10 protein-coding genes are annotated in these 13,235 nt (G+C 47.6%); 9 read left to right on the top strand and 1 reads right to left on the bottom strand.

Annotation, left to right across the window (positions count from 1 at the left end; genetic code table 11):
• From PUT07_RS20780 to PUT07_RS20750, 7 genes are all read left to right on the top strand, one after another.
• Window positions 1-843, top strand: coding sequence for a carbohydrate ABC transporter permease (locus PUT07_RS20780; protein WP_274470318.1), 843 nt, complete (start codon window positions 1-3; stop codon window positions 841-843).
• A gap of 27 nt (window positions 844-870) precedes the next feature.
• Window positions 871-2,340 carry a DUF5605 domain-containing protein gene (locus PUT07_RS20775; RefSeq protein ID WP_274470316.1) on the top strand — a complete coding sequence of 490 codons (1,470 nt, stop codon included), beginning with the start codon at window positions 871-873 and terminating at the stop codon, window positions 2,338-2,340.
• Between the two features lie 409 nt (window positions 2,341-2,749).
• Complete coding sequence (locus tag PUT07_RS20770) at window positions 2,750-3,697, top strand: ABC transporter permease (protein ID WP_274470912.1); 948 nt, start codon at window positions 2,750-2,752, stop codon at window positions 3,695-3,697.
• Window positions 3,698-3,736: 39 nt separating this feature from the next.
• Window positions 3,737-4,618: a carbohydrate ABC transporter permease gene (locus PUT07_RS20765; protein ID WP_274470315.1), complete on the top strand. Its 882-nt coding sequence runs from the start codon at window positions 3,737-3,739 to the stop codon at window positions 4,616-4,618.
• A gap of 60 nt (window positions 4,619-4,678) precedes the next feature.
• Window positions 4,679-6,199, top strand: a complete 1,521-nt coding sequence (locus PUT07_RS20760; protein ID WP_274470313.1) for an extracellular solute-binding protein — start codon at window positions 4,679-4,681, stop codon at window positions 6,197-6,199.
• 115 nt (window positions 6,200-6,314) lie between these two features.
• Window positions 6,315-8,528, top strand: coding sequence for a helix-turn-helix domain-containing protein (locus PUT07_RS20755; protein WP_274470311.1), 2,214 nt, complete (start codon window positions 6,315-6,317; stop codon window positions 8,526-8,528).
• A 34-nt stretch (window positions 8,529-8,562) separates the two neighbouring features.
• Window positions 8,563-9,669: a glycoside hydrolase family 88/105 protein gene (locus PUT07_RS20750; protein ID WP_274470310.1), complete on the top strand. Its 1,107-nt coding sequence runs from the start codon at window positions 8,563-8,565 to the stop codon at window positions 9,667-9,669.
• 60 nt (window positions 9,670-9,729) lie between these two features.
• Here the strand turns inward: PUT07_RS20750 and PUT07_RS20745 are convergent, their stop codons facing one another.
• Window positions 9,730-10,650 (bottom strand): LysR family transcriptional regulator, encoded by a 921-nt coding sequence (locus PUT07_RS20745; RefSeq protein WP_274470308.1) that lies wholly within the window; start codon window positions 10,648-10,650, stop codon window positions 9,730-9,732.
• Window positions 10,651-10,778: 128 nt separating this feature from the next.
• Here PUT07_RS20745 and garD point away from each other — a divergent pair, with 128 nt between their 5' ends.
• Together garD and dapA are read left to right on the top strand one after the other, a co-directional pair.
• The gene (gene garD / locus PUT07_RS20740; RefSeq protein WP_274470307.1) at window positions 10,779-12,314 is read left to right on the top strand and encodes a galactarate dehydratase; all 1,536 of its coding nucleotides are present in this window, start codon (window positions 10,779-10,781) and stop codon (window positions 12,312-12,314) included.
• A gap of 28 nt (window positions 12,315-12,342) precedes the next feature.
• Window positions 12,343-13,233 (top strand): 4-hydroxy-tetrahydrodipicolinate synthase, encoded by an 891-nt coding sequence (dapA, locus tag PUT07_RS20735; protein WP_274470306.1) that lies wholly within the window; start codon window positions 12,343-12,345, stop codon window positions 13,231-13,233.
• Window positions 13,234-13,235 lie beyond the last annotated feature (2 nt).

Below are 13,235 nucleotides of genomic sequence, written 5' to 3'. Positions count from 1 at the left end.
ATGGCACAGCGCCTTAATTTGCAAAAGCTGATCATTCATATTTTTATTGTGGCGTTTGCAGTACTCATGCTCTACCCCATCGGCTGGTTGATAAGCAGCTCGTTCAAGCCGGAAAACGTCATTTTTACGGATTTGCGCATTTGGCCGTCCGAAGTAACTTTTGACAACTACATCAAAGGCTGGAATGGCATAGGCGGCAATAAATTCAGCGTATTTTTCTTCAACTCTTTCCTCGTGGCTATTCTGTCTGTCATAGGTAATCTCCTATCTTGCGCATTTGCCGCTTATGCTTTCGGAAGGCTCAATTTCACGTTGAAAAAACTTTGGTTCGCGCTCATGCTGGTCACAATTATGCTTCCGCATCATGTCACGATTATTCCCCAATACATTTTGTTCAAAAAGCTGGATTGGGTCGATACGTATCTTCCTCTGATCGTGCCCAAATTTCTCGCCACCGAGGCCTTCTTCATTTTTTTGATGGTACAGTTTGTGCGTGGCTTACCACGGGAGCTTGATGAGTCTGCGACCATAGATGGCTGCGGTCAAATTCAGATCTTCTGGCGCATCATTATGCCTCTAGCCAAACCGGCGCTTATCACCACTGCGCTCTTCACATTCATTGGGTCGTGGGACGACTTCTTTAGTCATATGCTCTATCTCAGTTCCTCCGAACTGTTCACGGTCCCGCTCGGCCTCAGATTGTTCATGGATTCGACAGGCGAATCTTCTTTCGGTTCGCTGTTTGCCATGTCAGCCCTGTCGCTGCTGCCTTGTTTGATTATTTTCTTCTCGATGCAGCGATATTTCGTCGATGGCATCGCGACTTCAGGCGTAAAAGGTTAGAACATCATTATCTAGGAGGGGTTACATTTGTTAGTAGGACAACTGCAAGAGAGTGTGGAACGTTGGGGGATATACGAGCTATCGCTCCGTGGGCCTGAGAACGGCAATCCGTTCAAGGATAACCAGCTGCAGGCGATCTTCCGCCACAAAAACAGATCGGTACGAATTCAGGGATTTTACGACGGTGAAGGTGTTTATCGCATCCGCTTTATGCCGGATACGATCGGAGAGTGGGCATTTGAAACGGAAAGCGATGCTGCAGAGTTGAACGGAAAGGTTGGAAGTTTTGTCTGCACACCGCCGGCAAAGGGGAATCATGGTCCAGTGCGGGTGCGCGATGAATTTCATTTCGTTTACGAAGACGGCGAGCGTTATCTGCCTTTCGGTACGACCAGTTATGCTTGGATCCATCAGACGAATGAATTGCAGCAGGAAACTCTCGAGACGCTTGCGCAATCGCCGTTCAATAAAATCCGCATGTGTGTGTTTCCGAAGAATTACAGCTACAATGCAACGGAGCCGGACGTGTTTCCTTTTGTCGGCGACAGCAAGGAAAACTTCGACCACACGCGCTTCGAGCCCGCTTTTTTTCACAAGCTGGAGCGTCATTTGACCTCCTTGCAAAAGCTCGGCATCGAAGCGGATCTCATTCTGTTTCACCCTTACGACAAGGGACGATGGGGCTTTGATTCGCTTGATGCGGAGACCGATGCTTATTATCTGCGTTATGTCGTAGCGAGGTTGGCTTCATTCCGTAACGTCTGGTGGTCCCTCGCCAACGAGTACGATTTCATGCGCGAGAAACAGATGGATGATTGGGACCGGCTGTTCCGTATTTTGCAGGAGGAAGACCCTTACCAGCATTTGCGGTCGATACATAACGGAACGCGGATGTATGATCCATCCAGCATCATCATGTACGATCACGGCAAACCGTGGGTGACGCACTGCAGCATTCAGCACTGGGATTTGTCGTTCACCCAAGAGTGGAGTAAGCTCTACCGCAAGCCCGTCATTGTTGACGAATGCTGTTATGAAGGCAACGTGCAGCATCGTTGGGGCAACTTGACCGCCGAAGAGATGGTGCGAAGGTGCTGGGACGGGGTAGCCCGCGGGGGCTATGTTACCCACGGGGAAACGTATGTGCACCCTGAGATGATCATCTGGTGGGCTAAAGGCGGAAAGCTGTATGGGGACAGCCCGTCACGAATTGCCTTTTTGCGCAGCGTCCTCGAACAAGCGCCGGTTGACCTTAGACCGTTACCGGTGCGTGATGTACCCACAATCGGTATAGATGGACACTATTATTTGTACTATTTTGGGATTCATCGGCCGGCCCATCGAGTCATCGATTTGCCTGAAGATGGCCAGTTTATGATTGAATGGATGGATACGTGGGAGATGAGCGTAACGAGGCTGGAAGGAGTCTTTTCCGGAAAGACCGAGATCGCGCTTCCTGGTAAGACCTATATAGCAGTAAGGATAACTCGAGTGTAACTTATTTAACGGCCATCAACGGCGATGAAGGGCTGCAAGGACGAGGCCGTACGGATGATTAAAGAACATTTTGAGAAGAAGCATAAGAGCGGACCGTCAGGGCGATATTCCCTGACGGTTTTTTCTTGATCTGCGGCGTGGGGCGGCGTGGCTCTCTCGTTGAGGGAGCCGAGCTTGCTTGGTCAGCCGCAAAGCGTAACTGGAATTTCTCCCGTTATTCGCGAGAAAATTAGCCCAGTTGTACGAATAAAGGGAATTACCTCCCGCTGAAATCCGCGTCATGTAAGGGTTTTCATGTTTCGAATAAAGAAGTTAAATGAGTACGATAGCCTGTAACGAGATTGATAACGTATCATCGAGATAGAAACCAATCACTTTTCAGTCAGGAGGAAGTCGAGTGACGCAACCTTTGGAAGCACAGATACAAAGAGCTCAAGTTAGCTCGTTGAAACGATCACAGCTTGTACGGGATCTCTTAAGAGATCGATGGATGTATGTACTTTTGTTTCCTGGGATCTTGTATTTTGTCGTATTTAAATATGTACCCATGCTTGGTCTCGTCATGGCGTTTCAGGACTACAAGCCTTTTACCGGATTTATAAACAGTCCCTGGGTCGGCTTTAAACATTTTGAGCGGTTTTTTCTGGAGCCCCAATTCTGGTCGCTTTTTCGAAATACTTTACTGCTAGCCATTTATAATTTAGTCTTCTTTTTTCCGCTTCCGATCCTACTAGCCCTCATGATTAATGAAGCGAGAAGAGAAGTGTTCAAACGAGTTGTCCAAACATTGCTCTATTTGCCGCATTTCATATCGTGGGTCGTCGCGGTCGGTATATTTTATGTGCTATTTACGACAGAGGGCGGCGTCGCGAATGAATTGCTTGTGCACTTTGGGTTTGAGAAAATTCCGTTTATGCTAAGCGAGGAATGGTTCAGACCGATGATCATCGGTCAGTCGATCTGGAAAGAGGCAGGCTGGGGGACGATTATCTTTTTGGCCGCTTTATCCGGGGTAGATTTGCAATTATATGAAGCCGCTCGGATGGATGGGGCCGGCCGGTGGCGTCAGCTCTGGCACATCACGATTCCTGCTATCCGCAGCACGATTGTGATCCTGTTTATTCTAAGATTGGGAAGCTTCCTGGATACAGGTTTTGAGCATATCTTTCTAATGTTGAACTCTATGAACCGGGAAGTCGGCGAAGTGTTCGATACCTATGTGTATATGAAGGGTTTAACACAGGCTCAGTATAGTTACAGTGCTGCAGTTGGTTTGTTCAAATCGTTGGTTGGGCTCGTACTTGTGCTAGGTGCGAATCGATTGGCGAAGAAATTCGGCGAAGAAGGCGTGTACTAACTATAGTTATGGGTAGCTCTTAGGAGGTTGAGATCAACAATGCCAACGAATGACAAGACATTCAGCAATAAAATGTTCGATTGGGTTAACTATGCGCTATTGACTCTCGTTTCTTTAATCACTATTATTCCATTTGTCTATATTGTTTCGGTTTCGTTCGCAGCACCATCCGAGGTTGTCAAAGGCGGGCTGCTGCTGATCCCTACTGAATTTACGCTTAGCGCGTATAAATACATCTTTTCAACGGACACGATGATTAGAAGTATTGGAGTATCGATTTATGTAACCGTTTTAGGAACATTGATCAATTTGATACTGACTTCATTCACAGCGTATCCATTGGCTCGGGCCACCTTGCGCGGCCGTAGAGCGTTCATGCTATTGATTCTCATTACGATGCTTTTCAGCGGCGGTATGATCCCGACTTACTTCGTCGTTAAATCAGTTGGACTGATCAATTCCTATTGGTCTCTTATGATTCCAACAGCCATCAGTGCGTTTAACTTAGTTGTTCTGAAAAACTTCTTTCAGCAGATTCCGGATGGGTTGGAAGATGCTGCGAGAATTGACGGCTGCAATGATATCGGTACGTTGTTCAGAATTGTTCTGCCCTTATCGATGCCGGCGATGGCGACATTCGGACTGTTTTACGCGGTAGGACATTGGAATACGTTCTTCCACGCGGTCATTTATATCAACGATTCTGAGAAATGGCCCGTACAGGTGGTGCTAAGGCAAATTGTGCTCATGTCTCAGGATAAAATCGGAGATTCGGCCTCGCAGTCCGATCCAACGGATTATTTGCCTCAAACGATTCGTATGGCGTCGATTGTGGTTGCGACAATCCCGATCGTTCTCGTCTATCCATTCTTGCAGAAGCATTTCGCGAAAGGCGTTTTCTTAGGCTCGGTAAAGGGATAACCTATAAAAGGTTTGTCTTTGCGAATATACCATATGATTCATAATTAGGGAGGGTTAAGGATGATTGGAAAAGGGTATATGGCTTTACTTTGCTCCATCGCGTTGACAACAGGAACTCTTGCAGGATGCGGTAACAGCACAGATCCGAAGCAAGAGGACAAAGCGGCGGCGGATAAAACGCCTCTAACAGTGACCATCGCTACGCCGCAAGTCGGAGAGGCGCCTAAAAAAGGCAGCGATATTGAGCAGGCGATAGAGAAATATACGAATGCCAAAATCGATATTCAATGGATTCCGGATGCTGCTTTTGAAGACAAGAAGAACATCATGATTGCTTCTAACGAAATGCCCAAAGCTTTTAAAGTGAAAGCTAACGCTTCCACGCTGAATGCCATCCAGTCCGGCTTGTTCTGGGAAATTGGTCCGTTATTGAAGGATTACAAAAATTTATCGGAACTTAGCCCGATGTATTACGACAACATCAAAGTGGACGGCAAACTGTATGGGCTTCCGTTATACCGTGATATTGGGCGTGCCGGAATCATTTATCGCAAAGACTGGTTTAGTGCGCTTGGCCTAAAGCCTCCCGTTACCCTGGATGATTGGTACAATATGGCTAAAGCAGTTGCAGAAAAAGATCCGGATAAGAACGGCCAAGCGGATACTTACGGCTTATTTCTAGATAAAAACTATAACGATCCAGCCACGAGCGCCAGCTTTATGACTCGGCTTTCCGTTCCGAATGGAGCACCTAATAAGTGGGGGGTTGAGAATGGTAAAATCGTAGCTGAATTTATGACAAAGCCATATATGGATTCGTTGAAGTTATTAAAACGTATGTATGCTGAGAAATTAATTAATCAGGATTTCTCCATCGTGCAATCGGCTGATTCCGATAATAAATGGAATGCGGGTAAAGTGGGCATCCGTGTTAACACGGTAGCAACGGCTGCACAGCTTTCTTCGGACAACGTACTGAAGTCTACCCCAACGGCAGTTGTCGATGTCGTGCCATTTGAAGGCCCATCCGGACTTAAGGTGCCCGCTGAGTCTGGAAACAACGGCTTCTTCCTGTTCCCCAAATCAAGTGTGAAAACAGAAGCGGAGTTGAAGCTGTTGTTAGGCTTCTTCGATAAGCTGCTTGATGCTGAAATGTCAACGTTGTTGACGAGGGGAATTGAAGGTAAACACTTCACTAAGACAGAGGACGGCAAAGGTCAATTTAAAGATTTGACGTTGTTCAACCTTGAAGTTAAACCATACCGTGACAGCTTGCCTTCGTTTGAAACAGCAGGTAAAGGTATACCTTTGAAGCAATCCGAGCTACAGGCAAAAGGTTCGAAAATAGCGCAAGACAATCTGAAAAATGCCGTGCCGAACGTAGCTTTGACGTATTATTCCAAGACATACACGGAGAAAGGCGTGGAGCTGGATAACATGATTCGCGATGCCCAAACCAAATACATTATGGGGAAAATCGATGACGCCGGCTGGCAGACAGAGGTTGATAAATGGTTGAAAGCAGGCGGCGAGAAGGTAATCGCTGAGTACACGGCCGAATACGCCAAACAGAAGAAATAAGGTTCCATACACCAAGAAGTAATGATTCAGTCGCCGTCCGATTATTAACAGTCGGGCGGCTGGTTTGGTATACTAGGGTCGTTGAAACGAAAGTAAACAGAAGTGAGGAATTCATTTGCCCACCTATTTATATCGCATGATCCTATTCGCCATGGTGCTGGTAGCTATTCCAGTCACAACAATCGGAATGATTTCTTATCATATTTCTTCGAAGGACATTGAGCAGAAGGTTAGAGAAAGTAACGCCCAGATTTTGCTGCAGAACCAGATGAGAATTGAGCAAGTTTTGAAGAATGTGGAAATGGGTGCCGTGCAATATATAAATTCACCGCTGATATCGGACAATCTGTACAAGGATTTGAATCAGGATGATTTCCAGACAATTACAGACCTTGCCAAAGGTTTATATAACTTGCACTCTTTATCCGCAGTAGCGGACACCCATCTCCTTAATCTGGATAATGACTGGATGATTGGTAATCTAGGTTTTACTGGCACGGAGGAATATTCAGATAAAGAGCTATTGAAAGATTATGCAAGGAATCCCAAAAATTTATTCTGGCTTGCTGATGAACATGGCATTCGGTTGGTTGTAAAACTTCCGATGATCGCACCCTCCACATCCCCGAAGGCTCTGTTGATTATTGAGATGTCGAAGACGGAACTGGAAAAAGGGTTAGCCCAAACGAAGCAGCTGGGAGATATCTATGTCCTGAACGAAGAGCACACTCCTTTCTTGAGTCATGAAGGAGCGAGCTTCCATACAGATGCGGTAATGGCGCCATTGAAAACAGTGAAGGATGCAAACGGGTACTTCGAAGGGAAAGCTACGGCTGTGAATTATCGGGTATCTTCGAATAATTGGACCTATGTTTCCGTTGTTTCCATTGACCAAGTAACAATGGAATCCAAGAAAATTGCATTCGTTACAATAAATGTCTGCCTTATTGTCTTTATCGTGATTTCAGCTGCTGCCTTCTACGGGAGCAGACGGATGTATTCTCCGATCCGCCGGTTGTTTCAAACGATGGAACAATTCGGCGGTGAAACCGCAGAATCCCGCAGGAAAGATGAATTTGCTTATATCGAAGAAAGATTTAATACGCTTTTCCGAACAAGGAAGCAATTTCAACAGCAGCTTCAAGGTCAAATGGGACAGATGAAAGAGTTCATCCTATTGAAGCTGTTCATGGGTCAGGTTACGGAGAGCGAATTTGCTTTCAAGTGTGATACCTATGGCTTCGCGGAAAAAGGGAGACCTCTGGGTGTGATTGCGCTGCAGATCGATTCTCTTCAGGATACGAGATATATGGAAAGCGATAAGGAACTGCTGCTATTTGCTATCCAAAACATCGTCAGCGAGCTTTTACCGGCCAATCGGTTGCTGGGATCCTTATTGCTGGATCAGTCGCAGGTATCTCTGCTTACGGGTGATTCGGAAGACCCGCAAGAACTTCAACGGAGTTTTCATCAGGCTGCAGAGGAAATTAAGTCCAAGGTTCACGAGCTGCTTCAGCTGAAGGTGAGTATCGGGATTAGCCGGGTCTTTACGAGATATTCGGATGCCACGAATGCGCATACAGAGGCTTTAGAAGCGCTGAAGAGAAGGATCCGTCTCGGGAGTGATATCATCATTCATTATGATGATATCGAGTCGGTTCAAGAGAACAGCAAACATCTGGCAGCATCCCTGAATTACTTGAAGGATTATTTGGTCAACGCATTAAAAACAGGTGATGCAACCGCCGCCTTCGAACACTTTGATCAATATATTGCGTCGATCATGGAAAGAGAGATCCGATTTAACGATTTCCAATTCGTGATGGTTGAGCTGATCTCGGAGATTCATAGTCATGTCCAGCAGCAGGGCGGAATGTTAGAAAGCTTAATCAACACCAAGTCGGTGCTCCAGACTTTCATGAAACTAAACACGGTAGAAGAGATTACGTTATGGTTTAAGACGGAAATGCTGCCACCCGCTCTTGCTTTCTTCAAAGGGCGCGCGGATTCGCAATATATCAATCTCGCGCATCAAATGGTCGAAATGATCCATAACGGATATGAACAGGACATTTCCCTTGAATCGTGTGCCGCGCAGCTCAAATATCATCCTGTTTATGTAAGCCGTGTTTTCAAGAAGGAAACAGGTGTTACTTTTATTGACTACTTAACGAATTATCGGGTTAACATGGCAAAAAAGTGGCTGAAAGAGACGGATATGAAGATCTCGGAAATTGCAGAGCGTCTTACTTATACCAATTCGACTGGCTTCATCCGGACATTTCGAAAGCTGACCGGAATGACACCTGGGCAATATCGAGACAGCTAAATGAATCATTATCATGTTGGGAGAGGTGTCGTATATGAACTATCAAATGCTGGATCAAATAAGAGACCAATATTTAGAGGGTGAAGGGAAATGGTTTTCCTTGCGGTGGCATTATATAGAGAATTGCATTCTCAAATCGTATATGGACAGCTATAAGCAAACCGGGAAAGAAGAATATTATCTGTTTGTCAAAAATTTCATCGATCGCCTATATGATGAGAAGGGCAGCATCCCTGCCATTGATGTGCGTTATTATAGTATTGATCAGGTTAGACCGGCGACCATTCTCTTTGACTTATACAAGAAAGAGAAAGATCCCAAATATAAGCAAGTGCTTGACTTGATTTATGATCAACTGAAGACATATCCAAGAACAAAGTCAGGCAGCTTCTGGCATAAAGAAAATTATCCTCACCAAATTTGGCTGGATGGACTTTACATGGGGCAACCGTTTTATGTACAGTACATCAAGGAGTTTGAGGAAAATAAGAATTATTCGGATACTATGCATCAGTTTATGAACGTTAGGAAGTTTATTTTTAACGAAGAGAACCGCTTGTACTATCATGCTTACGACGAGAGCAGAGAGATGTTTTGGTGCGACAAAACGACAGGGATGTCTCCGAACGTGTGGGGTCGCGCCGTAGGCTGGTTTGTGATGGCATTGGTTGATGTGCTTGAACTTCTGGAAGATGTACAGGTTGATAGTGAGCCATTGAAATTGATTTTGCATGAAACATTAGACGGTATGCTGCCTTACCAGCATAGCGGGGGGATGTGGTATCAGGTTGTCGATATGGGGGATCGCCCGGGGAATTATTTGGAATCCAGCGGAACTTTGATGCTTGCATATGCCATGCTGAAAGGTTCACGCCTTGGCTATCTTGCTGAAGAGTACGCCGATTGCGGCAAATCTGCATTTCATGGCACAACCCAGCGATATCTCCGCGAGGAGAATGGTGAAGTGCTGCTTGGCGGGATCTGCAGAAGTGCGGGGCTTGGCACAAACCCTGATACCGGTAAGGTGCGCGATGGAAGCTTCAAGTATTACACAGAGAATGAAATCATTGTGAGTAATAATGGACATGGCGTTGCGCCACTGCTTATGGCCTATACCGAGGTTCTGCTCTCGGAGCTGTAATACATGAAACCGCCTTACACAATTCGTGGTAGGGCGGTTATTTATTGCAGTCCGCTCTTTTCATTTCAACCCGCTCATCTTTCGCTCCCAATAATCTTTACAAAGCGCGATTAATTCTTTCGCCGCTTGATTCAGATAGCTGTCTCTTTTATAGCTTGCGGCAATTTCCCACACCGGATGCTGACGTAGGGAGAAGTAGGAGACATTCGGCCGGGAGCCGGCATAACTGATTGGAAGGACTGAACAACAGATGCCCTCGGCGACCATTTCTAATAAAGTTTGACAGCTTCGGGTTTCCAATAATATGGGAGGAGAAATATCCTCTTCGGCCAAGAGATCGTCATAAATTTCCCTTAATGTGGAACCTCTCCGCATGACGGCGAATGAATCCTCGATAAAGAGCTTAAGGCTGATTTCAGGAAGCGGCTCCCCGAGGCGGCCTCCCAAATGCGCGAGTGGGTGGGTACCGGGAATACATAAGATGATCTCCTCAGAACAGATCGGGATATACGCATCTTTCGTTTTTTGAGCCTGCTGAAGCGTGACAAAGCCGATGTCCAAATGACTTAGGGATATGGCCTGTTGCTGCTCTTTGACGGTCATTTCAAGGGGCTCGATCCGTACTTTGGGATATTTATTATAAAAACCCGGATAAATGGCTGCAAACATGTCGGTACCTCTTTCCGGAGTTAAACCGATCTTCAGGGTTCCTTCCTTGATCGCAAGCAGGTCATTGATTTTGTTGTAGGTCTCTTTCTTGATCAGTAGGATACGCTTGGCGTTCTCAACATAGATGGCACCGGCCTGAGTCAGATGCCAATTATTTCTGGAACGTACGAAGAGCTGCGTACCCAGCTCATTCTCAAGCTTCAGGAGCTGCTGATTTAGAGCGGATTGCGTAATGAACAGTTTCTCCGCAGCCCTGGTAATGTTGTTGTCTTCGGCAATTTGGATCATGTACTCCAGCTGCTTCAACTCCATGTACGATCCCTCCCTAACTCTTAAATTTATTTAGAGAAAACGAATTTTAATCACTTTTACTTTTCGATAGTTCTAGATTACTATAAGTTCAATTCAGGAACAAGTGCTTATGCGAGGGGGTTATCCATGTGACTGTTCAACGTGTTGAAAGCGAAAAGCCGCTGTACATCCAGGTGAATCCGAAAGATAATATGGCGATTGTTGCCAATGCAGGAGGACTGCGGGAAGGAACGGTATTTCCCTGCGGCCTCGAGCTCCTGCAAGATGTTCCGCAGGGGCATAAGGTGGCTCTTGCTGATCTAAATCCGGATGAGGCTATCATCCGTTATGGAGAGGTCATCGGGTATGCGATGAAAGGGATAACGAGGGGGAGCCGGATCGACGAGTCATTGGTGAGAATGCCGACTCCTCCTCAATTGGCGGAGCTCCCTTTAGCAGGCAACTTACCGGAAACTATTCCTCCGTTGGATGGTTATACGTTTGAGGGGTACTTGAACGAGGATGGAAGTGTTGGGACCAAAAATATTCTAGGCATCACGACGAGTGTGCAGTGCGTAGCCGGTGTGTTGAACTTCGCAGTAAGGCAAATTAAAGAAGAGCTGCTTCCCCGCTTTCCGAACGTCGAAGATGTGATCGCACTGACCCATACCTACGGCTGCGGAGTGGCGATTAACGCGCCTGACGCCATCATTCCGATACGCACAATTCAAAATCTCGCGCAAAATCCGAACTTCGGCGGTGAACTCATGGTCGTCGGGCTGGGATGTGAAAAGCTGCTTCCCGAACGGATAGCGCCAGGAGGCGCCTCCGATCAGATCGTAACCCTGCAGGAGAGCCACGGGTTTATGCCAATGGTCAGATCGATCATGGCGATGGCGGAGGAGCGCCTTGACCGATTGAACCGCCGGGAGCGCATGACTTGTCCGGCATCCTCGCTGGTGGTTGGCTTGCAATGCGGGGGAAGCGATGCATTCTCGGGAGTTACAGCGAATCCGGCTGTCGGATACGCCGCTGATTTACTTGTACGTGCCGGAGCTACGGTGTTGTTCTCGGAAGTGACGGAGGTCAGGGACGCCATTCACTTGTTAACACCTCGCGCAGTTAATGAGGATGTCGGGCGGGCTTTAATCCGTGAGATGGATTGGTATGATGATTACTTGCAGCGCGGCAGCGCGGATCGCAGCGCGAATACGACACCCGGGAATAAAAGAGGCGGCTTAGTCAACATCGTCGAGAAGTCGCTCGGATCTATCGTCAAATCGGGTACGAGTCCGATTGCCGGTGTCCTGTCTCCTGGCGAAAGAGCAACCCAGAAGGGGCTGCTGTTCGCAGCGACGCCTGCCAGCGATTTCGTATGCGGCACATTGCAGCTTGCTTCCGGCATCAATGTACAGGTGTTTACTACGGGAAGAGGCACTCCTTATGGATTGGCCGCCGCTCCGGTCATCAAAGTGTCGACGAGAACCGCGTTAGCCGAGCAATGGCATGATCTGATCGATCTGAATGCGGGAACCATTGCGACCGGTGAGGCGACCATCGAAGAAGTGGGCTGGGAGCTGTTCCATCTCATTCTGGATGTCGCGAGCGGGAAGAAGCGAACCTGGGCAGACCATTGGGGACTGCACAATGACCTCGCTTTATTTAACCCGGGACCCGTCACCTGATCATAATCATTAGAGGAGGAGTGTTGTCATGGATACAGGTTGGATTCGCGGGGTCATACCGCCCATCGTTACTCCGGTGGATGCGGAAGAATGCGTGGAGGTGCAAGGCTTGCGCCGGGTTGTAGAGCATGTAATCAAGGGCGGAGTTCATGGCATTTTATCGCTGGGCAGCAATGGGGAGTTCTATGGTCTTGATCATGAACAGCAGGAGCTGGCGGTTCGTGTAACCCTTGATCAAGCGGGAGGCCGAGTGCCTGTGTACATGGGGATCGGTGCCATCACGACCAAGGAATGCGTCAAACTGGCGCGAATGGGAGAGGATTCGGGGGTACAAGCGATCACCATTCTGCCTCCGATGTTTCTGACGCCGAACGAGGATGAGCTCTATCGGCATTTCCGAACCATTGCGGACGCAACCTCGCTCCCTGTGCTTCTCTACAATAACCCGGATCGGGTAGGTAACAATATTACCGTTCGATTGATGGAACGGCTGGCCGATATTCCGAATATCGTCGGGGTGAAGGATAGCAGCGGCGATATGACGTTAACTGCCGAGTACATTCGCAGGACCAGAGAGAAAGGCTTCAAGGTTATGGCTGGCCGTGACGTGATGATCCTTGGCTCTCTGGCGTACGGTGCCGTCGGCTGCGTTGCTTCCACGGCCAATATCGTACCGGACCTTGTGGTGGATATTTATAATAAGTTTATGTCCGGCGATTTGCCGGCGGCGCGCGAAGCTCAGTTCAAGCTGGCTCCGCTGCGGATGGCGTTCAATCTGGCCAGCTTCCCGGTCGTCACGAAGGAAGCAATGAATTTGCTTGGCCTGGAGGTAGGCAGCTCGATTCTGCCGAATACGGCTGCTACCGAAGAGAACCGCAAGAAACTCAGAGCTATTTTGACGGAAATGGGAGCCATCTAGAC

Source organism: Paenibacillus sp. MAHUQ-63, from assembly GCF_028765165.1.
Lineage (GTDB): Bacteria > Bacillota > Bacilli > Paenibacillales > NBRC-103111 > Paenibacillus_E.
This window is presented reverse-complemented; position numbering and strand designations above follow the sequence as displayed.

What these genes read in the sequence shown, in the direction of transcription:
- PUT07_RS20760 (WP_274470313.1), top strand. Translation starts at nt 4,679, where the DNA reads ATGATTGGAAAAGGGTATATGGCTTTACTTTGCTCCATCGCGTTGACA.
- dapA (WP_274470306.1), top strand. Translation starts at nt 12,343, where the DNA reads ATGGATACAGGTTGGATTCGCGGGGTCATACCGCCCATCGTTACTCCG.
- PUT07_RS20750 (WP_274470310.1), top strand. Translation starts at nt 8,563, where the DNA reads ATGAACTATCAAATGCTGGATCAAATAAGAGACCAATATTTAGAGGGT.
- PUT07_RS20765 (WP_274470315.1), top strand. Translation starts at nt 3,737, where the DNA reads ATGCCAACGAATGACAAGACATTCAGCAATAAAATGTTCGATTGGGTT.
- PUT07_RS20780 (WP_274470318.1), top strand. Translation starts at nt 1, where the DNA reads ATGGCACAGCGCCTTAATTTGCAAAAGCTGATCATTCATATTTTTATT.
- PUT07_RS20745 (WP_274470308.1), bottom strand. Translation starts at nt 10,650, where the DNA reads ATGGAGTTGAAGCAGCTGGAGTACATGATCCAAATTGCCGAAGACAAC.